Here is a 21,525-nt window from a genome sequence, read left to right on the forward strand (position 1 = left end):
CATGAACACGACGTCGTCCTCCGGGGGCAACGGCTCCCCGGCGGTCTTCCCGCCGCACGCCCTGCACGACTACGCGTTCCTCGGCGACGGCGAGCGCGGGGCGCTGGTCGGGCCGGACGGGGCCGTCGGCTGGCTGTGCGCCCCGTCCTGGCACGACGACGCGGTCTTCGCGTCGCTGATCGGCGGGCGCGGCGTGTACGCCGTCACCCCGCGCGGCCCGTACGTGAGCGGCGGCTACTACGAGGACGGCAGCCTGGTCTGGCGCAGCCGCTGGGTCGGCACCGACGGCATCGCCGAGTGCCGCGAGGCGCTCGCCTTCCCCGGCGAGCCGACCCGCGCCGTACTGCTGCGGCAGGTGCGCGCCATCGACGGGCCCGCGCGGCTGCGGGTGGTGCTCGCCCCGCACGCGGACTACGGCCGCGCGCCGCTGCGGGACGTGCGGCGGCTCGACGACGGGGTGTGGGAACTGCGCAGCGGCGACCGGCGGTTGCGCTGGCAGGGCGGCGCGGACGCCGTGGCCGGCGAGCAGGGACTGACGATGGACCTCGACCTCGCGCAGGGGGCCCGGCACGACTTCGTCCTGGAGTGCTCCGGCGGGCCGCTCCCCCGCGAACTGCCGCGCCCGGGCCCGGCCTGGGCGGCCACCGAGAGCGCCTGGCGCCGGGCCGTCCCGTCGCTCACCGGCACGGCGACGCCCGAGGACGCGCGGCGCAGCTGCGCCGTGCTGCGGGGGCTGACCTCGCGGGGCGGCGGCATGGTGGCGGCCGCGACGACCAGCCTGCCCGAGCGGGCCGAGGAGGGCCGCAACTACGACTACCGCTACGTGTGGCTGCGCGACCAGAGCATGGCGGGGCAGGCGGCCGCCGCGGCCGGTGCCCACGACCTGCTCGACGACGCGGTGCGGTTCACCACGGAGCGGCTGCACGCGGACGGGCCCCGGCTGGCGCCCGCCTACACCGTCCACGGCGAACGCGTCCCCGACCAGGAGGCGCTGGACCTGCCCGGCTACCCGGGCGGCTTCGACCGGGTGGGCAACCGGGTGCACGGGCAGTTCCAGCTCGACGTGCTCGGCGAGTGTCTGCTGCTGTTCGCTGCGGCGGCGCGTGCGGGGCGCCTGGACGACGCGGGGTGGGAGGCGGTCGGGGTCGCGGTGCGGGCCGTCTCGGCGCTCCGGCGGCGGCGTGACGCGGGGATCTGGGAGCTGGAGAACCGGAGGTGGACGCACAGCCGGCTGATCTGTGTCGCCGGTCTGCGGGCCGTCGCCCGGGCGGCGCCCCGGCATCCGCTGACGGTGGAGTGCGCGCGGCTGGCCGACGCGCTGCTCGCGGCGACGTCCCGCGACTGCGTGCATCCGGACGGGTACTGGCAGCGGGCGCCGGAACTTCCGCAGGTGGACGCCTCGTTGCTGCTGCCGGCGGTGCGCGGCGCGCTGCCCGCGGACGATCCCCGTACCCGGGCCACGCTCGCGGCCTGCCGCCGCGATCTCGCGCACGATCACTTCCTGTACCGGTTCCGGCACGACGAGCGGCCGCTGGAGGACGCCGAGGGCGCGTTCCTGCTGTGCGGGTTCGTCATGGCGCTGGCCGAGCACCAGCAGGGCGACCTGGTGGCCGCGTTCCGCTGGTTCGAGCGGAACCGGGGAGCGTGCGGCGCCTCGGGGCTGTTCGCGGAGGAGTTCGACATCGCCCAGCGGCAGTTGCGCGGGAATCTGCCGCAGGCGTTCGTCCACTCGCTGCTGCTGGAGTCCTCGGCGCGGCTGGCCGAACCGCCTCGTCCTGCGAAGGGAGCCGACCATGGAACCGACCCGGTCTGAGATTGTCGTCATCACCGGAGCGAGCGCGGGGGTCGGGCGGGCCACGGCCCGGCTGTACGCCCGGCGGGGCGCCTGGATCGTCCTCGTCGCCCGGGGCCGGGACGGTCTGCGGGCCGCGGCCGAGGAGGTGGAGGCGCTGGGCGGGCGCGCCCTCGTCCAGCCGGCGGACGTGTCCGACGCGCGGCAGGTGGAGGCCGTGGCGGAGGCGGCCGAGGAGGCTTTCGGGCCGATCGACGTCTGGGTCAACTGCGCGTTCGCGACGGTGTTCGCGCCGTTCGCGGAGATCACCGCGGAGGAGTACGCGCGCGTCACCGACGTCGCCTATCACGGCTTCGTCAACGGTACGCGGGCCGCGCTCGCCCGCATGCTGCCCCGCGACCGGGGCACCGTCGTGCAGGTCGGTTCGGCGCTCGGCGAGCGGGCGATCCCGCTCCAGTCCGCGTACTGCGGCGCCAAGCACGCCGTCAACGGCTTCACGTCCGCCGTCCGCACCGAACTTCTCCACCGTCACAGCCGGGTGCGCGTCACGGTCGTCCAGCTGCCGGCGGTGAACACGCCGCAGTTCTCCTGGGTACGGTCCCGGCTGCGCGGCCATCCGAGCCCGGTCCCGCCGATCTACCAGCCGGAGGTGGCCGCCCGCGCGATCGTGCACGCCGCCGGCCACCCCGGCCGCAAGCAGTACCTCGTGGGCGCCGCCACCTGGGCCACGATCTGGGCGAACCGCCTGGCCCCGGCCGCCCTGGACCGCTACCTGGCCCGCACGGCCTTCGACACCCAGCAGACGGACGCCCGCCCGGAGTCACCCCCCGGCGGCAACCTCTTCACCCCCTCCGACGACCTGCCCGGCACGGACGCGGGCGCCCACGGCGTCTTCGACACGTGCTCCCACCCCCACTCCTGGCACGCGGCGCTGAGCCGGCACCGCGGGACGGTGACGGCGGCCGCGACGGCAGCAGCGGGGGCGGCGGTCCTGGCGGTCCGATCCCTCAGACGCTGAGCGGCACCGGGTGGATCTCGTCGGCCTTGTGCCCGGCGCGTTCGTGGATGCGCTGGACGGCCTCGGCCGACGGGGCCTCGGAGAGGCAGTACACCGTGCCGGACTTCGGGTCCGCCCACGCCCTCTCGAAGTGAACGCCTTCCTCCTTCTCGATGGCGAGGTCGGCCTTGTGCGCCTGCATCAACTGGTCGGCAGTGATGTCCTTCATCCCGTGGTGGACGTCCATGAACTGGGACATGGCGTCGCACCTCCTTCCGCCGTACGGGGTCGGACGTTCGGAGCCGCCGAAGTGCAGCGCGGCTCCGATTCCGCTAACTCAATCCTGCGCCCATCGGCCCACGCGGTCGACCGGACGGGGCGGGCCCGTGTCAGACCAGCGCGTTCTTGTAGAAGATGCTGGAGCGCCGGTCGCCCTCGTAGCCCGTCGCGAAGCCGATGAACAGGCGGGCCTCGCCGGCGTCGGTGCGGTAGACCGCGAGGCCCTCGGGCTCGCGGAAGTGCAGCGTGGAGCCGGCCTTGGTGAGGACCGGTCCCTGCGTGACGGTGCCGGTGTTGATGTCGATGCTGGTGACGTACGTGTTGCCGTCCCCGGTGGGGGTGCCGTCGCCCGGGTACGCGTCACCGGTCAGGAAGTACATGTACGAGCCGTAGAGGGCGTAGCCCTGTGCGGTGCCGGCGATCGCCGGCTGCTTGAAGTCGACGAGCGGCGTGCCGAAGGTCCGGTTCTGGAACGCGGAGAGCGGGTAGACGGCGATCCGCTTGCCCGCACTGGTGTGGTAGCGGACGATCATGCGCTGGTAGACCGGGTCGACGGAGCAGGTGTACTCGCTCGCCCCGGAGATCGGCTGGAACGCGGCCGAGGCGGCGGGCGAGCCCAGCGTGGTGTTCGGGGTGTAGCGGATGGGCGCGAGCGCGGTGCCGTACCCGTTGGTGTTCGTGGCGCACTCGATCCACAGCTCCGTGCCGGAGCCGTCGGGCAGCGCGGCGAAGGCGACGCCGTGGCCGAACCCGTCGAGATGCATGTACGACAGGTAGTTCCCGTCGAAGTCCATCTTGTTGATGCACAGGTCACCGGCGGACTCGGAGCTGCCGTCCCGCTTGGTCGCCACGTACAGGAACTTGTTCACCCAGTCGAAGGCGAAGCTCTGCTGGACGCGCGGACCGTGCGTGTCCTTGTCCCGGAACAGGTCGTACGAGGGCTGCGTGAGGTCGAACCGCTTCGTGGCGGAGACGGCGGCGGAGGCGCTGGGCGCCCCCAGCCCGAGCCCGAGGGCGGCGAGCGAGGCTCCGGCACCGGTGCGTATGAGACCGCGGCGGGAGAGGGGGAGGCCGGCGGTGCGGTTCATGAGCGACTCCATGGACGCGTGTGGAGGGAAGGGGCACGTGATGTTATCCGTGCGCGCGGAGGGTGCGGACGGCCCCATCCCCTCGTAGTCGACGGGCAGTTGGCAGGCGCGCAGGGCCGCACCCACCCCGACCCGCAACCCACGGGTTGCACTACCCGCCTTCTTGTGCAACCTTGGAGTTGCAGGTTGAACTCGTCCGCGACACCGCCACGGAGGACACCATGAGCGACACCACGTACACCGCAGCCGAGCTGGACGCCCTGGACAGGATCGCCCGGCAGGTCGACATCGACGCCCCGGCCGACCGCGTCTGGGACCTGGTCGCACGGCCCGGCTGGTACATCAACGACGGCGACGTCGAGGCCGAGCCCGACCTCACCCACGAGGCCGACGGCGTCGCGGTGGTCCGCCACCCGAAGCTCGGCGAGTTCCGCTTCCGCACCGTCGCGCTCGACAAGCCCCGTTACGCGGCGTTCCGCTGGATCGGCACCCCGTACCGCGACGAGTCGAGGCCGTCCACGCTGGTCGAGTTCTGGATCGACGAACGCGACGGTGGCGGTGTGACCCTGCGGGTCGTCGAGAGCGGGTTCAGCGGCCTGTCCAAGGACCCGGCAGCCTGGCTCGAGGAACGCGAGGGAAACGACAAGGGCTGGCACGTGGAGCTGGAGGCCGCGAAGGCCTTCGTCGAGGCCCCCGAGGCGGCCCGGCCGTGACCGCTCCCCCGCCCACCACGCTCCCCGGACTGTGCGCGGCCCTCGGCGACCCGATGCGCTGGGAGATCCTCACCCGGCTCGGGGAGGGTCCGATGTCGGCGTCCGCGCTGGCCAGGGAGCTGCCGGTGAGCCGGCAGGCGATCGGCAAGCATCTGGAGGTGCTGCGCGAGGTCGGTCTCGTCGAGTCGGAGCAGCGCGGCCGCGAGGTCCTCCACCTCGCGGTCGGCGCCCGCCTCGGCGCCCTGGCCCGCGAGCTGGACCGCATCGGCCGCTCCTGGGAGACCCGTCTGCTCCGTATCAAGGACCTGGCGGAACGCCCCGCCCAGGCCCCGGACGCGTAGCCCCTCCGGCCTGACACCCCGTCAAGATCCGTGCGGGATAGCCGTCATCCCCGCCCGCGCCTGCCTACACTCGGCTCATGGTCAGGACCGATCGTGTCAGCCGGATCATCGCGGCGCCGCAGGCGGCCGTCTACGACGCTCTCCTGCGGCGCGAGGCGCTGGAGGCATGGCTGCCGCCGGACGGCATGCGGGGGCGCGTCGAGCGGTGGGACCCGCGGCCCGGCGGCGGGTTCCGGATGGTGCTCACGTACCTCGATCCCACCGGCGGCCCGGGGAAGTCCTCGGCCGGCGAGGACGTCGTCGACGTGGGCTTCGGCGAGCTGGTGCGACCCCGGCGGGTCACCCAGCAGGCGGTGTTCGAGTCCGACGACCCCGCCTACGCGGGCACGATGACGATGACCTGGGACCTGGTCCCCGTCCGCACGGGAACCGAGGTGACGGTGACCGCCACGGACGTGCCCCCGGGCATCGACCAGGCGGTCCACGAGGCGGGCATCGCCTCGTCGCTGGCCAACCTGGCGTCCTACGTCGAGGCCCGGCCCTGAGCGCAGGACCGGGCGGTCACGTGCGCGGGGTTCCGCCGACGGCCCTCAGAACGAAGGGCAGGAAGCGGTCGGCCTCGGCGCGCGCCGCGTCGGCCGGCACCCGCTCCGGCGGATCCGGGGTCAGCAGGAACCTGCTCATCACCGGCCCGACCACGATCTCGCCGAGCAGGTCCGGGTTCTCGACCGGGGGGATCTCGCCGCGCTCCACGGCGCACCGCACGACCTCGGCCACCCGCCGGTACACGGGCTCCAGGAAGGCGACGGTGAGCGCCCCGGCCAGCACGGGGTTGCAGGCCGCCTCCCCCACGAGCGCGCGCATCAGCCTGCCGCTCTCGCCGGTCATGACGGCGGCCTTGTCCCGCAGCACGACCCGCAGGTCGCCTTCGAGGCTGCCGGTGCCCGGCGGATCGCAGGGGCCTTCGGTGACCGTGGCGGCCGCGGCGACGACGAGGTCCTCCTTCGAGGACCAGCGCCGGTAGAGAGTCGCGGTCGAGACGCCCGCGCGGGCGGCCACGGCGGCCGTGGTCAGCCCTCGGTACCCGCTCTCGGCGAGCACGGCCAGCGTGGCCTCCAGGAGCGCCCGGTCCCGGGCGGCGTCGCGGGGCCGCCCCCGGCGCGGCGCGGACGACACCTCGGCGGATGCGGTACCGGCGCCGGGGCCTGTGGTGCGGGTCATGCCCGAACCGTAACAGGAAAACGAAACGAAACGCTTTCGTTTTGTTTATGCTCGAGCGCATGACCGCTTCCACGATCCGGACCACACCCGCCCCGGCGGACGACGACGCGGCAGCGACCGTCGCCCGTCTGCACGCGGCCTTCGCCGACGGCCGCACCAAGCCACTGGAGTGGCGCAAGGAGCAACTGCGCGCGCTGCGCCGCCTGCTGGTCGAGCAGGAGGACGCCTTCGTCGCCGCACTCCGCGCCGATCTCGGCAAGAGCGCCACGGAGGCCTACACGACCGAGATCGGGTTCACGCTCAACGAGATCGACCACACCCTGCGCCATCTCGACCGCTGGCTGCGCCCCCGCCGCGTCTCCGTGCCGCTCGCGCTGCGCCCGGCCCAGGCCCGTACGGTGCGCGAGCCGCTCGGCACGGTGCTGGTCATCGCCCCGTGGAACTATCCGCTGCAGCTCGCCCTCGCCCCGATGGTCGGCGCGATCGCCGCGGGCAACAGTGTGGTCGTCAAACCGAGCGAGCTCGCCCCGGCGACCTCCGCGGCGCTCGCCCACTGGCTTCCCCGTGCGCTCGACCCGCAGGCGGTGGCCGTCGTCGAGGGCGGCGTCCCGGAGACCACGGCGCTGCTCGAGCAGCGTTTCGACCACATCTTCTACACGGGCAACGGCGCGGTCGGCCGTGTCGTCATGGCCGCCGCGGCCCGCCATCTCACCCCGGTCACCCTGGAGTTGGGCGGGAAGAGCCCGGCGATCGTCGAGCCGGGCACGGATCTGGCCACGGCCGCCCGCCGCATCGCCTGGGGCAAGTTCATGAACGCGGGGCAGACCTGCGTCGCCCCCGACTACCTCCTCGCGATCGGCGAGGCCGCCACGGAGATCGAGCCGCATCTGACGGCCGCGATCCGCGAGATGTACGGGGCCGAACCCGCGCGGAGCGCCGACTACGGCCGCGTCGTGAACGAGCGCCACTTCGACCGTCTGACGGCGCTCCTCGACAGCGGCCGGATCGTCACCGGCGGCGCCCACGACCGGGCGGACCGCTACCTGGCCCCGACCGTCCTCGCGGACGTGGACCCGGACGCGCCGGTGATGCGCGAGGAGATCTTCGGCCCGGTGCTGCCGATCCTGCGCGTCCCGGACCTGGACACCGCGATCGCCTTCGTCAACGCGCACGACAAGCCGCTGGCCCTGTACGCCTTCACGGACTCCGCCGTCACCAAGCGCCGCCTGACGACGGAGACCTCATCGGGCGCCCTGTCCTTCGGCGCCCCGAACGCCCATCTCGCCGTCCCCGGCCTGCCCTTCGGCGGTGTCGGCGAGAGCGGAATCGGCGGCTACCACGGCGAGCACAGCATCGACACGTTCAGCCACACCAAGCCGATCCTCGACAAGCCCCTGATCGGCGACCCGCTCCGCGTGGCCTACCCGCCGTTCAACCGCGTCAAGTCCGGCCTCCTGCGCCGCTTCCTCTGACCGCGCCCGGGCGGGGAGCGACCGCCGTCAGCCGGCCTGCGGCCAGGGCCAGCCCAGCTGGAGGAACAGGCCGAGCCGGTCGCTCACCGCCCGGATCTCCGTGATCCTCCCCGCGGTCACGGTGAAGATCCAGATCGCCTCGTTCTCGAAGGCGCGGCCGGTCGGCTCCGGCATCCGCGCGTGCACACCGCCGTGGACGCCCCGCTGGGTGACCCGGGCGACCACTCGGTCGCCCTCGCCGATCAGTTCGTCCACCTGGACGGTGAGCGGGTCGAACGCGGCCAGTTGCTGACGCAGGCCCTCGAAGGCCGCCCCCGGCTCGTCGGCCTCCCCGTGAATGATCTTGTTGTGGTCCACGACGCCGTCCGCCAGGAACCTCGGCAGGTCCTCCGGCCGGCGCGCGCTGACGGCCTCGAAGAAGCCCGCGACCACCTTCTTGTTGTCCTCCACCACGTCAACTCCCCCAGTCCGGTCGTGATTCGGCGCGAGCCTACTCAGGGGCCGTCGTGCGGAGTCCCAGTTTTCGATCAAGCAGTCGTCAGCATCCGGTCAAGCCGGGCACGGGCTCGGGTCGCGGGGCCCGGTCAGGGGTGCACGAGGATCTTCACGTGGGCGTCACGGCCCGCGCCGAGCAGGCTCTCGTAGCCGTCCTCGACCACCCGTTCCAGCGGGATGCGGGAGGTGATGAAGGGGGCCGCGTCGATCGTGCCGCGGGCCAGCGCGGCGATGACGGACGGGAAGTCCGTGCCCGCGTAGCCGATGCTCGACGTGTACGAGGTCTCGCTCATCATGAACTGTCCCGGCGTGATCGCCGCCGGCTGCTCCCACATGGCCAGGTTGACCAGGGTGCCGCGCTTGCGGAGGGAGCCGAGCGCGGTGTCGAGGGTGACCTGGAGGCCGGACGCGTCGAAGGCGGCGTCCACGCCGAGCCCGTCCGTCAGCTCCCGCACGCGGGCGAGGACGTCGTCCCGCGTGGGGTCGAGCACGGCCCCGGCGCCCAGGCGCTCCGCCAACTCCTTGCGCGCCGCGCTGAGTTCGCTGACCGCGACGAGACGGGCGCCGGTCGCGTTCAGCGCGGACAGCAGACCCAGACCGATGGGTCCCGCGCCCACGACCAGCGCGGCGGCGCCGGGCGGGAGGGCGGCACGGCGCACGGCGTGCCAGGCGACGGCGAGGGGTTCGACGAGGGCGCCGACGTCGGTGCCGACGCCGTCGGGCAGCCGGTGCACCATGCGGGGCGGCAGCACGACGTACTCGGACAGGCCGCCGCCCCAGCCGTTGATGCCGACGAATCCGCACCGCTGACAGAGGTTGTAGTCGCCGTGCCGGCAGTACGCGCAGGTGTCGTCGTAGATCTCCGGCTCGACGCACACGGCGTCGCCGACGGCGAGTCCGGTGACGCCCTCGCCGATCTCGGTGACGTGGCCGGCGAACTCGTGCCCCATGACGGCGGGGGCCTGTTCGCCGGTCAGCGGGTGCGGGTGGTCGAGGCCGAACGCGGCCGGTCCCGCCTGGTAGAGGTGCAGGTCGGAGCCGCAGATCCCGCACCAGTCGACTTTGATCTTGACGGTGCCGGGCCGCAGTTCGGGCTCGGGGATGTCCTCCAGGCGGAGGTCCTTCGGTCCGTGCAGGCGCAGTGCGCGCATGGTCGCCGGGTCCTTTCCGGTCAGGGAACGGTGATCTCGCGGACGGGGTCGCTGCCGTCCCAGCCGGCCGCGGCCGCCCGGATCGCGTCGAAGAAGCCGCCCCACTGGGCGGTCTCGATGACCTCGACGACGGTGCCGCCGTGCTCCTCGGTGGGCAGATAGGCGAATCGGCTGCCGGGGCCCGAGTCTCCGTGGTGGTAGGGCTCGACGTCGGCCTCGGCGAAGCGGGCGAGGAACGCGTCGTAGGTGTCGTCGCCCTCGCCCGTGACGAAGTGCCCGACGTGGTGCAGGCCTTCGCCGCGCTCCTCGAGGAAGTCGCGGTAGGCGCTGGGGGCCTGCGGGTTGAGCTGCTGGATGAGCTCGATCTGCACGTCGCCCGCCTGGGCGATGCCGACGGCGATGCGGGCGTCGGTGGGCTCGCCCAGGTAGAAGGTCCGGCCGACGGCGGCCTGCGGGAAGTAGAAGAAGGGGCCGACGCCGAGGTTCGTCGTCCAGTGCCGCATGGCGGCCTCGACGTCCTTCACGACGTAGCCGAGCTGGTCTATCGATCCGATCGAGGGGGGCACCTGTCCTCCTGAGCGAGGGTGCGGAGACGGAGGGGAGAGCACCGGACCGGGTGCGCTCCGATGACGGGGCCGCTGCCGGTGGTTCACGGACCGGCAGCCCAGTAGGTTGCCTATATATATGGAAGATATATAGGGGAGGCAAGACCTTGGCGAGGACCGAACTGACGGCGACGGCCTGGACCGCCCTCGGCTTCATCGCCGTGCGCCCGCGTTCCGGCTACGAGATCAAGCGGGCCTGCGCGGAGACGGTGGACGCCTTCTGGGGGGTGAGCTACGCCCAGCTGTATCCGCAGCTCAAGCGCCTCCAGGAGGAAGGGCTCATCACGGGTCAGGAGTCCTCGGGCGGCCGTCGGCAGGTGATCTGGCAGGCCACCGAGAAGGGCCGGCGGGCCCTGGACGAGTGGCTGGTGCAGCCGCCCGCGGCGCCGCAACTGCGTGACGAGGCGCTGCTGAAGCTGCTTTTCGTGCAGTCGCTCAGTCCGGCGCACGCCCTGCCGCTGATCCGCGCCAAGCGCCGCGAGTTCGAGGCCTGGCTCGCCCGGTTCACCCCCGAGGAGACGGAGGGCTCGCCGGGTCCGGCCGATCTGCTCCACTCGTACGCGCTGACCATGGCCCGGGCGGGCCTGACCTGGTGCGACACGGCCGAGCAGGCACTGACCGGGGCGCCCGGGAACCCGTAGCCCGCCGCCGGGTCTCCCCCGATCTCCCTCGGTCTCCCACTGAGCGGGAAGACGGGCTTGTTGCTCCCCGGCCCTCGGATGGAACGTTCAGGGACTCCCGCAGGGCCAGGGAGACAGGGCGCGTCACCGGCATCGCCGGCACGGATCGGACCGGGTCCACGCCCCGCCGCCCGAGCGCACGCCTGAAGACCCCCTCTTGCGGCGCGCGCCTCGGCCACAGCTCGGTTTCAGTGAAGGGAACAGTCACAGTGGACTGGGATCACGAGTACGACGTAGTGGTGGTCGGTTCCGGTGGAGGCGGCCTGACCGCCGCGATCACCGCGCAGCTGCACGGCATGTCCGCCCTGGTGGTGGAGAAGACCGACCGGTACGGCGGCTCGACCGCACTGTCCGGCGGCGGTCTGTGGATACCCGACAACCTGTATCTCCAGCAGGCGGGTGAGGTCGACACGTTCGACAACGCCATGGACTACCTGGACGCCACCGTGGGCGACCAGGTCAGCCGGGAACGCAAGGCGGCCTATCTGACGCGCGGCCCGCAGATGCTGCGCTTCCTGCACGAGCGCACGGACTGGGTGCGGTTCAAGTACGTGCCCGGGTACGCGGACTACTATCCCGAGCGCAAGGGCGGCAGGCCGCGCGGCCGGACCATCGAGCCGGAGACGCTGGACCTGCGCAAGCTCGGCCCGGAGCGGGAGAAGCTGCGCACCAACGAGCTGCCCACGTACGGCCTGACCATCACACAGTACGACTTCCGGTTCCTGAACATGGCGGCCCGCACGTGGAAGGGCCGCAGGACGGCGGTGAAGATGGCGGCGGCCGCCGCCAAGAACCTCCTCGCCGGCAAGAAGATGGCGGCGCTCGGCACCGCGCTCGTCGGCCGGCTGCGGCTCGCGCTCGCCGCGTCCGGCGGCGGCCTGTGGCTCGACTCTCCGTTCCGTGAGCTGGTGCTGGAGGACGGCAAGGTCGTCGGTCTGCGCGTCGAGAGGGACGGCCGCACGGTGACCGTGCGGGCGCGGCGCGGTGTCCTGTTCGCCGCCGGCGGCTTCTCGCACAGTCAGGAGCTGCGCGAGAAGTACCTGCCGCGGCCCACGTCCGCGGACTGGACGCACTCGTCGCCCGGCCAGGTCGGCGAGGTGCTCACGGCGGGCATCGAGGCGGGCGCCGCGCTCGCCCTCATGGACAAGGTGTGGGGCGCTCCGTCCACGCCGGTCCCGGGCGGCGGGCTGTTCTTCCTGGTCGCCGACCGCGCGATCCCCGGCATGGTGATCGTGAACGGTGACGGCGAGCGGTTCGTCAACGAGGCCGCTCCGTATCACGAGTTCGTGGACCGCATGTACGCGAGCCCGAGCGCGCCCGAGAACTCGTGGATCATCCTCGACTCGGTCGCCCGCAAGCGCTACCCGTTCCTCGGTCTGGTCCCCGGGCAGAAGTTCCCGAAGGCGTTCGAGGAGGAGGGCATTCTCAAGACGGCCGACTCGGTGCGCGAGCTGGCCGGCAAGATCGGTGTCCCGGCCGACCGGCTTGAGGCGACGCTCCAGCGCTTCAACTCCCTCGCGCAGCAGGGCCGTGACGCCGACTTCGGCCGCGGCGACAGCACGTACGACCGCTACTACGGCGACCCGACGCTGCCGAACCCGAACCTGCACCCGCTCACCCAGGGCCCGTACTACGCCCTGCCGGTGAAGCCCGGCGACCTCGGCACCAAGGGCGGTCTGCTCACCGACGAGCACGCCCGCGTCCTGCGCGAGGACGGCTCACCGATCGACGGCCTGTACGCCACCGGCAACTGCTCGGCGGCCGTCATGGGCGACACCTACCCGGGCCCCGGCTCCACCATCGGCCCCTCCATGACCTTCGGCTACGTCGCCGCGACCCACATGAAGGACGCCTCATGAGCTCGTTCCACACGATCAGGACCGGCGCGATGCCGGACCGCTTCGCCCGCGGCTGGCACTGCCTGGGCCTCGCGGACAGTTTCAAGGACGGCAAGCCGCACCAGATCGAGGCCTTCGGCACCAAGCTCGTGGTGTTCCAGGGCGAGAGCGGCGAGCTGCACGTCCTCAACGCCTACTGCCCGCACATGGGCGGAGACCTGAGCCAGGGCAGCATCAAGGGGGACGCGGTCGCCTGCCCGTTCCACGACTGGCGCTGGTCGGGCGACGGCAAGTGCGCCGCGATCCCCTACGCGCGCCGCGTGCCGCGCACGGCCAGGACCCGGAGCTGGGCCACGCTGGAGGAGAACAAGCAGCTCTTCGTCTGGCACGACCCGCAGGGCAATCCGCCGATCCCCGAGCAGGCGATCCCGAGGATCGAGGGCGCGTTCAGCGACGAGTGGAGCCAGTGGACCTGGAACCAGATCCTCATCGAGGGCTCGCACCCGCGCGAGATCGTCGACAACAACTCGGACATGGCGCACTTCTTCTACGTGCACTACTCCTTCCCCACGTACTTCAAGAACGTCCTCGACGGGCACACGGCGGCCCAGCAGATGAACTTCGAGTACCGTCAGGACTACGACCTCGGCATGGTCCCGCCGGGCACGGAGCCCGCGGTGAACCGCTCCGAGGCCGCGTACTACGGCCCCTCCTACATGATCGACTACCTGTGGAGCCCGGTCGGCGGCGGCCAGGAGCTGGAGGCGGTCCTGATCAACAGTCACTACCCGGTCCGCCAGGACGCGTTCATGCTGCAGTTCGGCGTGATCGTGAAGAAGCTGCCCGGAATGGACAACGAGGCGGCGAACGCGGCGGCCCGGCAGTTCGGCGCCGGCGTCGAGATCGGCTTCCGCCAGGACGCGGAGATCTGGCAGAACAAGGCCCGCGTCGACAACCCGCTCCTCACCGAGGAGGACGGCCCGATCTACCAACTGCGCCGCTGGTACCAGCAGTTCTACGTCGACGTGGAGGACATCACCCCGGAGATGACCAACCGCTTCGAGTTCGAGCTGGACACCAGCCGCGCCGACAAGGTCTGGCGCGAGGAGGTAGCGGAGAACCTGGCGGCGGGCCGCACGGTCTCCCACACGAGCACCATCTCCTCCTGACCCGCACACTCCCTCATGGCCGCCTCGGTACGGTGGCGGTCATGAGGGATGTGCGCGTGGTTCAGGCCGTGGGCGTGCCGGACGCCTCGGCCGCCGTACGTGTGCCGCCGGCGGACTTGAGGAGGGACTCGGCCACCTGGTCCGCGTCCGCGTCCGCGAGGTCCGCCGGGTATTCGGGGAGCAGGTCGTCCCAGACGGGGAGCCAGGAGCCGTACATCTGGGTCTGGCCCTCGGGGCGGGCGAAGAACCAGATGTGCAGGTGGGCGCCGCCGTCGCCGATGCGGTAGACGTGGGCGCGGGAGATGTGCGGCAGGGCCTGTACGTGGCGGACGATGTGGGTCGTCAGTACGCCCAGTTCGGCGGCCAGTTCATCGGGCAGGTCCGCCATGTCGTAGTGGTCGCGCGGGTGCAGCATGAGGACCAGGGGAACGCCGACCTCCTGGACGCGGGTCAGGCGCCAGCGTTCGTTGAACCAGATGCCCTGGTCGCGGCGGCCGCACGAGCCGCACTCCGCCGGGTCCTCACCGTGCCGCGGGGGCTCCGGGACGACCGGCGGGCGCAGCGGCGTGACGCTCAGGCCCTCCTGTTCGAAGGGGCTGATCTCCCACCCGGTCATCCGGGCCAGGGGGAGGCGGTGCGCGTCGTCGGTGGCGGCGAGCGCGTGCTCGTAGAACTCATCAGGTGTCATGGCCATGCGGCGAAGATTAGTTCAGGCCGTCGAGCGTCTTTTCGTCCTGCCGTCGCCCTGGCCGTTGAGCGGGATCAGGGTGTCGAGGTGGGCGCCCTTGACCCAGGCGCCGAGCAGGTCGCGGTGCAGGGCGACGACGTCCTGGCGCGAGGCGAGACCCTGCGCGGCCTTGGTGAACGTACGGCAGGTGGTGACGAACAGGGCGACGTCCGCGCCGTGTTCGGGCCGGGCGGTGCCGACGAACTTCTGCATGTCCTGGGAGGACACGCTGCGGTCGGGCGCGTACTTCTTGCACTGGACGACGAGTTTGCGCCCGTCGGGGAGCCGGCCGACGACATCGGCGCCGAGGTCTCCGCTCTTGCCGCTGACGACGACCTTCGTGCAGCCGTCCCGGCGGCACAGCTCGGCGACGTACTGCTCGAACTCCTGCCAGGACAGCGCGTCGACCTCCGTCATCGACCGTTCCCTGGCCTTCTCCGCCTCCTCCTCTCGCCAGAGACGGTCCTGGCCGACCGCGTTCCGGTGGGCCCGCCACAGGGCCCAGCCGACGCCGCCCGCCACGACGACCCCGGCGACGGCCGCGGCCACGGGCCACACCTGGTCCCAGTTCACCGCCAGCCACACGGCGGCGATCGCGGCCGCGCCCGCTCCGAGGCCCTGCAGCTTGCGGCGCGTGCCCTTGGGTAACCGGCCGCGCCCTCGACGTGCTGCCATCACCGCACCACTCCCCCACTCCGCTTCCACGCGCTCCGCCCCGTGGTCCGCAGTGTGAAAGGCCTGCCCGGGCCCCGCAAGAGTGCCTTCCGCGCCGCGCCGCCCCCGGCTCCGGTCGACGCCGCCATACCGGTGAAACTCCCGGCGGCCCCAGGCACCGTCGGCCGCCGGGATGGCGCGATCGAGCAGTATGCGGGCAGCGGGCCCCCGGACGCCGGGCCTCCCGAGTCGACATGTGGAGCTGTGATGAGGCGTATGCGCCTGGCCGTCGTGGGAACGGCCGCGTTCCTGACGATCGCCGCGACGAGCGGCTGTTCCGACGACAACGGGGGTGGCGGTTCCTCGTACGCGTCCCCGTCGTCGTCGACCAGCAAGAGCCCGAGCAGCGCTCCGGCCGGCGCCGCGGCCGAGGTGAAGACGGCGAAGGTCGGCGACCTCGGCACGGTTCTCGTCGACGGCAAGGGCCGCACCCTGTACCTGTTCGAGGCGGACAAGTCGACGAGCTCCACGTGCAAGGGCGGCTGCGCGACGGCCTGGCCGCCGCTGCTGACGGAGGGCAAGGCGTCGGTGGGCGGCTCGGCGCAGGACAAGCTGCTCGGCACGACGAAGCGGGACGACGGCAAGACCCAGGTCACGTACCACGGGCACCCGGTCTACGGGTACGCGGGCGACACGAAGCCGGGCGACGCGAACGGCCAGGCCCTCAATCAGTTCGGCGCCGAGTGGTACGTGCTCGACGCCGACGGGAACAAGGTCGACAAGGACTGACCGGTGGCCACCACGACTCCGGCCCGGGCCGTCGCGGTCGCGCTCGGCGCGGTGCTGCCCGTGGCCGTCGGGGTGGCGATCTGGCTGACCGGCCGGCACCACTCCCCCGAGTACACGACGAGTCTGTTCGGCGCTCACGGCGCCGACGCGGTCACGCTCAAGGCCCGCCTGGGGTCGGCCCTGTTCGGTCTCGCGGTCGTCCAGGTCCTGCTCGCGCTGTGGATGTACGGCCGCGCCCGGCCCGGCCGGGTCCGCCCGGCCCACCGCGCCGTCGGCTGGCTGGCCTTCCTGCTGTCGGTGCCGATCGCCTTCCACTGTGTGCGCACCTACGGCGTGGAGACGTCGAGCACCCGTGTCTTCCTGCACTCGGTCGCGGGCTGCGCGCTGTACGGGGCCTTCGTCACGAAGGTGCTGGTCGTGCGCAGCCGCCGGCTGCCGGGCTGGACGCTGCCGGTGGCGGGCGCCGCGCTGTTCGCCGCGATCGGGCTGCTCTGGTACTCGGCCGCGCTGTGGGCCCTCAACGGGTTCACCGTCCCGGGCCTGTAGCGGCGGCCGTCTAGGCTCGCCGTATGCGACGCGGCGATGTCACCGAGGACGACGGCACGTGGGTGGGGCTCTCCCTGGACCTGCGGGACCGTCTGCGTCCGGGGCTGTGCGTGTACAGCGCCGGGAACCGGCTGCTGATCTCCCAGGGGGACGCGCCCGTCCTGCTCGCCGTGATCGATCCGGGGTACGCGGGCGTCGACTTCTGGCGTACGGACGCGTACCGCTCGATCGTCCCGCCGCTGCGCGCCGACGAGGCACGCGCCCTGGCGGGCAGCACGCAGCGGTGGGCGCACCGCTTCGCCCGCTTCCTGGCCGACGCACCGGACGGACCGCTGCACGAGGGCCGCTGGCTGCTCTCGCCCGAGGGCCGGCTCCGTGGCCGCGACGCCGGGGTCCCGCTCGCGGAGCACTGGGGCGAGCTGCTCGTCGAAGGGCATCCCGACGGGTACATCGACTGGTTCGTCCACTCCGGGTCCTGGGAGGTCCTGCCGTCGCGGCCGATGCCGGACGCCGGCGACAGCCGGGTCAAGGCGTACCGCAAGCAGGCCAGGGACGGGACGCTCCCGCCGGTCCTGACGTGGTGGATCAGCGGCCTGGACTGCCATCTGATCCTCGACGGGCACGCACGCCTCGCCGCGGCGATCGCCGAGTCCGTGGAGCCCGCGCTCCTGGAGCTGCGCCGCGTGACGCCCCGCGACGAGCTGTCCGCGCGGGTCGACGAGGCGGTGGGCGCGTACACGTCGGAAATCGCCCGCTTCGCCGGGCTCCGCGCCACCCGGAGCCCCTCCGTCCCCGACGGCGCCGCACTCATGGGCCCGGTCCTCGCCCGCCGCCTCCGCGCCCTCGACACGGCGGGCCGCCCGACCTGGTCCTGGCCGCTGCCGGGCGGCGCCGCACGGTGGGACCGCATCGTGGAAGAGGTCACGAACAGCCGTGACTGGCCGCCGAGTTGACGGCTCATTCAGGGCGGGCGAAGCAGGACGAGTACCCGTCACGGGGCAACGGACGGCGTCGCGCTCTGGTGCCGGCGCAGTTCCACGGGGTCGTGCGCCGAGAAGATCCTGATCTCGTCCCCGCTGGTCCGCGCCAGTTCCAGCAGCCGCTGCTGGTTGTGCAGCCGGGGCGACCCCTCGGTCTCCACGAGGGACTGGAACAGGCGCAGGCCCGCCGTCGAGCGGGGGTCGGCGGGGTCGACCTCGCCGTGGAAGAAGTAGGCGTCGCCCGCGTGCAGCAGCCAGCCGTCGCCGCTGTCCACCGCCACGCCGGTGTGCCCCCTGGTGTGGCCGGCGAGCGGCACCAGGAGGATCTCCGGGGGAAGTCCGATGAGCCCGCGCACGGCGTCGAAGCCGAACCAGGATTCGCCGACCGCCTCATAGGTCTCCCAGTCGGGGCCGTGCGCCCGCTGCGCGGCGGGGTAGCGGATCCGCTCGGCGCGCGTCCCGGCCGACAGCGCGGCGTCGAGCTCGGTCCGCAGCACGTGGACCTTGGCGCGGGGGAAGTCGCGCAGTCCGCCGGCGTGGTCGAGATCCAGGTGGGTGAGGACGATGTGGCGCACGTCCTCGATGTCGTAGCCGAGCGCGGCCACTTGACGCACGGCGGTCTCGTCCGGGTCGAGCACGGGCCTGGCCACGACCCGGAACCCTCGGCCCAGCGACTCCGACGGCCGCGCCACGTCGTCGAGCCCGACACCTGAGTCGACGAGTACGAGGCCCTGCTCGGTCTCGATCAGCAGGCAGTGGCAGACCATCTCGCCGGCACCGAACGGGCTGCCCGTCCCGTTGACCAGCCGGCGTCCGAACGGTCGCATGGTGCCGCAGTTCAGATGGTGGATCCTCATCGCACAGCCTCCGCAATACTCCGTCGCAGGTGGGCGCCCACCGCGTGGAGCGGCGCGACGTCCCGTCGGGTCTTCGCCAGCAGGAGCGCGCCCTCGATCGAGGCGACAAGGACGACGGCCAGGGCCGCCGAGCGGTCGGCGGCGACGCCGTGTCCGACGAGGTGGTCGCTGATCGTGTCGGTCCAGGACGCGTAGACGCGCTCGCACGCGGTTCTGATCGCCTCGCTGTCCCCGGCGGCGTCGAGCGCGACCGTCGCGACCGGGCACCCCGCGGTGAAGTCCGAGGCCTCCAGGGCGTCGGCGAGCGCCTGCAGCACGGCCCCGACGGCGGCCTCGGGCTCGTCGGCCGCGTCGAGGGCCGCCTTGATCAGGTCGCACATCTCGCCGCCGGACAGCGCGAGCGCCTCCGAGGCCAACTGCTCCTTCCCGCCCGGGAAGTGGAAGTAGAGCGACCCCTTCGGCGCCCCGCCCTCGGCGAGCACCTGATTGAGGCCGGTGGCGTGGTACCCCTGCGTCTGGAACAGCGTGGCCGCAGCGCGAAGTACCCGTTCCCTGGTGTCAGTTCGGCGTGGCATGACTTTTAATATACAGACTGGTCTAGTAAGAACAAGAGGCTGTCAGACCGCCAGAGACGCCCTGGGCTCGGCGCATCTCGTCGGCGTGTGCGTGCACGGTTCGGCTGTGCTGGGCGGATTCCGGGCCACGCGCAGCGACTTGGACGTGCTGGCTGTCGTCGCGGGGGCGACTGGCCAGGCCGAACAGCGGGATCTGGGCGAGGAGTTGGCAGCCACGGCGGCGCACTGCCCCGGCACGGGGCTGGAGTTGAGTGTCGTCACGTCGGCCACGGCGGCGGACCTCGGTGCCTGCCCGTTCGAGGTCCATGTCCGGGCGAGCGCGGAGGAGCGGGTCGTCGTGCCGGGGGCGGGTCACGCCGGGGACCCCGATCTCGTCCTGCACTGCGCCGTGTGCCGCGATCACCCCTACGCCGTCTGCGGTCCCCCGGCGTCCGAGGTGTTCGGCCCGGTGCCCGCCGAGCGCGTCGTGACCGCGATGCTGGACGAGCTGCGGTGGGGGCTCGATCAGGCCGATTCGACCTACGCGGTGCTCAACGCGTGCCGCGCGCTCCGTTTCGCCGAGGGCGGAGGGCTGTGCTCGAAGGTCGGCGGCGGACGGTGGTACCTGTCCCGGCACGGGGGGCATACGACGGTTGCCGCCGCCCTCTCACATCAGCTCGGGTGCGGGCCCCGGCCGGCGTCGGCCGATGCCGCGGTGTTCGTGGAGAGCGCCTCCCGACTGCTCACCCCGGGTCCGCCCTCGCCGACTCCCGCCCGCCGGAGGGCTTCCGGCGGGCGGGAGTGCGGGCCCCGGCTCTAGACCCGTGCGGCCGCTTCCTCCGCCAGCCTGCGCAGCAGCTTCTTGTCCGGCTTGCCGGCGTCGGTCAGCGGGAGCGCCGGCAGGAAGGTGATGTGCGCCGGTTCGTACATCGCGCCGCGCTCCTCGCGCACCGCCGCCCGCAGCTCCTCCGCCGTCACGCCGGAGCCCGGCACGGGGACGACCGCGGCGTGCACCCGCTCCATGCGGTCGGCGTCGCGCACGCCGTACACGGCGCTCTGGCGCACCTTCGGGTGCGCGTTGACGAGGTCTTCCAGTTCGGTGGTGTACACGTGGCCGCCGACGACCACGATCATGTCCTTGAGCCGGTCGACCACCGTGATGTAGCCGTCCGCGTCCAGGAACCCGATGTCGCCGGTGCGCAGCCAGCCGTCACGCAGCACCTCGGCGGTCAGTCCGGGCTGCTTCCAGTAGCCCGTCATCACACCCTCGGAGCGGACGCAGATCTCGCCGAGTTCACCGACGGGCAGGTCCCGGCCGTCGGGGGCACGGACGGCGACGTCCACGCCGGGCAGCACCCTGCCGGCGGACCGCAGCCGTTCGGGCCGCTCCGGGTCGTGGTCGTCGGCGGTGAGCACACTGATCCCGCCGGCCTCGTTCTGCCCGTAGAACTGCACGAGCACGGGCCCGAGACGGCATACGGCGTCCGCGATGCGCGCGGGTGAGGCCTGACAGCCTCCGTACGTCAGGCCACGCAGGCTGCTCAGGTCGCGCCGCGCGAACTCCGGGTGGTCGAGCAGCTCGTAGAGGAGCGGCGGCAGCAGGAACAGGCGGGTGACGCGTTCGCGCTCGATGGTGGCGAGCACCTCGCCCGCGTCGAAGTCGTCGTGCAGCACGACGGTGCCGCCGGAGCGGATCACGATGTCCGCCAGCAGGCCCGCGGCGTGCGCGAGGGTGGTGCAGGCGAGTTGGCGGGGCGCCGGTTCCCCAGGGCGGACCGCGGTCGCCATGCGGTTCATCCGGGCGACCTGCTCGAAGGTGGTGACGATGCCCTTGGGGTGGCCGGTGGTGCCGCCGGTGTGCCGGATGGTGCAGATGTCTTCGGGCCGGGCCCGGGAGACGAACGCGTCGTCCGGCTGCCCGGCGGCGAGTGCCGTCAGATCCGGCCCTGTCGAACCCCCGCCCCCGCCGAGGACGAACACGTGCGGCACGGGCACGCGGTCCGTGATCTCGGCCGCACGGTCCGCGTACCGCGGGTCCACCATCAGGACCCGCGTCTCGACGTCCTGGACGATCGTCGCCTGCACGTCGGCGGACAGCTTGTTGTAGAGGTGGTTGACGCGGCAGCCCAGCAGGTTGGCGGCGTACCGGGCCGCGACGGCCTCGGGCAGATTGCCGCTGAGCAGGGTGACGGTGGTGGCCCGCTCGACGCCGGCGGCGGCGAGGGCGTGGGCCATTCCGTGGACCAGCGCGTGGAATTGACGGGACGTCATGCGGTGTTCGCCGTGGACCAGCAGTTCGCGGTCCGGGGCGGCCCGGAGGGCGTCGAGGCTCTCCTCGACGAAAGTACGGAAGAGTGGGGGGTCTTGGCGGGTGGTGCGCGTGGGGGTGGCTACGGCTGCGGATGCCTCGGCGGGCATGTGCGTTCCTCCTGAACCCACGGGCGCCCTCGTCCCTGGGTGCGCCCGTGGTGGTGCTCGATCGGTCACGGAGGTCCGGGGCCGCCCACGCATGCGGGCGCGCCCGGAGGGGGTGGGGCCCACCCCGGGCAATTTGGTTGCCCCAGACAACCAATCTCA

The 21,525-nt window shown here is 72.5% G+C and carries 24 protein-coding genes; 13 read left to right on the forward strand and 11 right to left on the reverse strand.

Annotation, left to right across the window (positions count from 1 at the left end; genetic code table 11):
- Position 1 precedes the first annotated feature (1 nt).
- Both IAG42_RS03425 and IAG42_RS03430 read left to right on the forward strand, forming a co-directional pair.
- Positions 2-1,813 (forward strand): glycoside hydrolase family 15 protein, encoded by a 1,812-nt coding sequence (locus IAG42_RS03425; RefSeq protein ID WP_188335519.1) that lies wholly within the window; start codon positions 2-4, stop codon positions 1,811-1,813.
- Positions 1,794-2,810 carry an SDR family oxidoreductase gene (locus tag IAG42_RS03430; RefSeq protein WP_188335520.1) on the forward strand — a complete coding sequence of 339 codons (1,017 nt, stop codon included), beginning with the start codon at positions 1,794-1,796 and terminating at the stop codon, positions 2,808-2,810. The genes IAG42_RS03425 and IAG42_RS03430 overlap by 20 nt, the downstream gene beginning before the upstream one ends.
- Here the strand turns inward: IAG42_RS03430 and IAG42_RS03435 are convergent.
- Both IAG42_RS03435 and IAG42_RS03440 read right to left on the reverse strand, forming a co-directional pair.
- A complete protein-coding gene (locus IAG42_RS03435; RefSeq protein WP_188335521.1) occupies positions 2,800-3,048 on the reverse strand; it encodes an SCO4226 family nickel-binding protein in 249 nt (82 codons plus the stop codon). The two genes, IAG42_RS03430 and IAG42_RS03435, sit on opposite strands and share 11 nt — an antisense overlap.
- 130 nt (positions 3,049-3,178) lie before the next feature.
- Positions 3,179-4,156, reverse strand: coding sequence for a phage baseplate protein (locus IAG42_RS03440; RefSeq protein WP_188335522.1), 978 nt, complete (start codon positions 4,154-4,156; stop codon positions 3,179-3,181).
- A 173-nt stretch (positions 4,157-4,329) separates the two neighbouring features.
- Here IAG42_RS03440 and IAG42_RS03445 point away from each other — a divergent pair, with 173 nt between their 5' ends.
- The 3 genes from IAG42_RS03445 (at position 4,330) to IAG42_RS03455 (ending at position 5,755) form a co-directional block, all read left to right on the forward strand.
- The gene (locus tag IAG42_RS03445; protein ID WP_223205839.1) at positions 4,330-4,869 is read left to right on the forward strand and encodes an SRPBCC family protein; all 540 of its coding nucleotides are present in this window, start codon (positions 4,330-4,332) and stop codon (positions 4,867-4,869) included.
- The gene (locus IAG42_RS03450) at positions 4,866-5,210 is read left to right on the forward strand and encodes an ArsR/SmtB family transcription factor (RefSeq protein WP_188335523.1); all 345 of its coding nucleotides are present in this window, start codon (positions 4,866-4,868) and stop codon (positions 5,208-5,210) included. Before IAG42_RS03445 ends, IAG42_RS03450 begins: the two co-directional genes overlap by 4 nt.
- Before the next feature lie 77 nt (positions 5,211-5,287).
- Positions 5,288-5,755, forward strand: coding sequence for an SRPBCC family protein (locus IAG42_RS03455; RefSeq protein WP_188335524.1), 468 nt, complete (start codon positions 5,288-5,290; stop codon positions 5,753-5,755).
- 16 nt (positions 5,756-5,771) lie between these two features.
- Here IAG42_RS03455 and IAG42_RS03460 read toward each other — a convergent pair whose 3' ends face one another.
- The gene (locus IAG42_RS03460; protein WP_188335525.1) at positions 5,772-6,431 is read right to left on the reverse strand and encodes a TetR/AcrR family transcriptional regulator; all 660 of its coding nucleotides are present in this window, start codon (positions 6,429-6,431) and stop codon (positions 5,772-5,774) included.
- Positions 6,432-6,490: 59 nt separating this feature from the next.
- Between IAG42_RS03460 and IAG42_RS03465 the strand changes: the two genes are divergently transcribed.
- A complete protein-coding gene (locus IAG42_RS03465) occupies positions 6,491-7,903 on the forward strand; it encodes an aldehyde dehydrogenase family protein (RefSeq protein ID WP_188335526.1) in 1,413 nt (470 codons plus the stop codon).
- Between the two features lie 27 nt (positions 7,904-7,930).
- Here IAG42_RS03465 and IAG42_RS03470 read toward each other — a convergent pair whose 3' ends face one another.
- The 3 genes from IAG42_RS03470 to IAG42_RS03480 form a co-directional block, all read right to left on the reverse strand.
- Positions 7,931-8,356 carry an ester cyclase gene (locus IAG42_RS03470; RefSeq protein WP_188335527.1) on the reverse strand — a complete coding sequence of 142 codons (426 nt, stop codon included), beginning with the start codon at positions 8,354-8,356 and terminating at the stop codon, positions 7,931-7,933.
- Between the two features lie 131 nt (positions 8,357-8,487).
- Positions 8,488-9,549 (reverse strand): 2,3-butanediol dehydrogenase, encoded by a 1,062-nt coding sequence (locus IAG42_RS03475; RefSeq protein WP_188335528.1) that lies wholly within the window; start codon positions 9,547-9,549, stop codon positions 8,488-8,490.
- Between the two features lie 20 nt (positions 9,550-9,569).
- Positions 9,570-10,115 (reverse strand): VOC family protein, encoded by a 546-nt coding sequence (locus IAG42_RS03480; RefSeq protein WP_188335529.1) that lies wholly within the window; start codon positions 10,113-10,115, stop codon positions 9,570-9,572.
- Positions 10,116-10,261: 146 nt separating this feature from the next.
- Here IAG42_RS03480 and IAG42_RS03485 point away from each other — a divergent pair, with 146 nt between their 5' ends.
- The 3 genes from IAG42_RS03485 (at position 10,262) to IAG42_RS03495 (ending at position 13,841) form a co-directional block, all read left to right on the forward strand.
- Positions 10,262-10,795 carry a PadR family transcriptional regulator gene (locus IAG42_RS03485; RefSeq protein WP_188335530.1) on the forward strand — a complete coding sequence of 178 codons (534 nt, stop codon included), beginning with the start codon at positions 10,262-10,264 and terminating at the stop codon, positions 10,793-10,795.
- A 248-nt stretch (positions 10,796-11,043) separates the two neighbouring features.
- Positions 11,044-12,693, forward strand: coding sequence for an FAD-dependent oxidoreductase (locus tag IAG42_RS03490; RefSeq protein WP_188335531.1), 1,650 nt, complete (start codon positions 11,044-11,046; stop codon positions 12,691-12,693).
- On the forward strand, positions 12,690-13,841 hold the full coding sequence (locus IAG42_RS03495; RefSeq protein WP_188335532.1) for a Rieske 2Fe-2S domain-containing protein: 1,152 nt from the start codon (positions 12,690-12,692) through the stop codon (positions 13,839-13,841). The genes IAG42_RS03490 and IAG42_RS03495 overlap by 4 nt, the downstream gene beginning before the upstream one ends.
- A 61-nt stretch (positions 13,842-13,902) precedes the next feature.
- Here the strand turns inward: IAG42_RS03495 and IAG42_RS03500 are convergent, their stop codons facing one another.
- Together IAG42_RS03500 and IAG42_RS03505 are read right to left on the reverse strand one after the other, a co-directional pair.
- Positions 13,903-14,535, reverse strand: coding sequence for a hypothetical protein (locus tag IAG42_RS03500; RefSeq protein ID WP_188335533.1), 633 nt, complete (start codon positions 14,533-14,535; stop codon positions 13,903-13,905).
- Between the two features lie 15 nt (positions 14,536-14,550).
- Positions 14,551-15,243, reverse strand: a complete 693-nt coding sequence (locus IAG42_RS03505; protein ID WP_188335534.1) for a restriction endonuclease — start codon at positions 15,241-15,243, stop codon at positions 14,551-14,553.
- A 246-nt stretch (positions 15,244-15,489) separates the two neighbouring features.
- On the opposite strand from IAG42_RS03505, the gene IAG42_RS03510 reads away from it, so the two are divergent.
- From IAG42_RS03510 to IAG42_RS03520, 3 genes are read left to right on the forward strand one after another with little or no spacing between them, the layout of a single operon-like run.
- Entirely contained in the window at positions 15,490-16,011 is a 522-nt protein-coding gene (locus IAG42_RS03510) for a COG4315 family predicted lipoprotein (RefSeq protein ID WP_188335535.1), read from the forward strand.
- Positions 16,012-16,014: 3 nt separating this feature from the next.
- The gene (locus tag IAG42_RS03515; protein ID WP_188335536.1) at positions 16,015-16,557 is read left to right on the forward strand and encodes a DUF6529 family protein; all 543 of its coding nucleotides are present in this window, start codon (positions 16,015-16,017) and stop codon (positions 16,555-16,557) included.
- A gap of 23 nt (positions 16,558-16,580) precedes the next feature.
- Positions 16,581-17,510 carry a hypothetical protein gene (locus tag IAG42_RS03520; protein WP_188335537.1) on the forward strand — a complete coding sequence of 310 codons (930 nt, stop codon included), beginning with the start codon at positions 16,581-16,583 and terminating at the stop codon, positions 17,508-17,510.
- A gap of 38 nt (positions 17,511-17,548) precedes the next feature.
- Here IAG42_RS03520 and IAG42_RS03525 read toward each other — a convergent pair whose 3' ends face one another.
- Positions 17,549-18,394, reverse strand: coding sequence for an MBL fold metallo-hydrolase (locus IAG42_RS03525; RefSeq protein ID WP_188335538.1), 846 nt, complete (start codon positions 18,392-18,394; stop codon positions 17,549-17,551).
- Entirely contained in the window at positions 18,391-18,969 is a 579-nt protein-coding gene (locus IAG42_RS03530; protein ID WP_188335539.1) for a TetR/AcrR family transcriptional regulator, read from the reverse strand. The genes IAG42_RS03525 and IAG42_RS03530 overlap by 4 nt, the downstream gene beginning before the upstream one ends.
- A 106-nt stretch (positions 18,970-19,075) precedes the next feature.
- Here IAG42_RS03530 and IAG42_RS03535 point away from each other — a divergent pair, with 106 nt between their 5' ends.
- Positions 19,076-19,768, forward strand: a complete 693-nt coding sequence (locus IAG42_RS03535; protein ID WP_188335540.1) for an aminoglycoside adenylyltransferase domain-containing protein — start codon at positions 19,076-19,078, stop codon at positions 19,766-19,768.
- On the opposite strand, the gene IAG42_RS03540 is transcribed toward IAG42_RS03535, so the two are convergent.
- Positions 19,765-21,366, reverse strand: coding sequence for an AMP-binding protein (locus tag IAG42_RS03540; protein WP_188335541.1), 1,602 nt, complete (start codon positions 21,364-21,366; stop codon positions 19,765-19,767). The two genes, IAG42_RS03535 and IAG42_RS03540, sit on opposite strands and share 4 nt — an antisense overlap.
- Between the last annotated feature and the right edge of the window lie 159 nt (positions 21,367-21,525).

Source organism: Streptomyces xanthii, assembly GCF_014621695.1.
Taxonomy (GTDB): Bacteria; Actinomycetota; Actinomycetes; order Streptomycetales; family Streptomycetaceae; genus Streptomyces; species Streptomyces xanthii.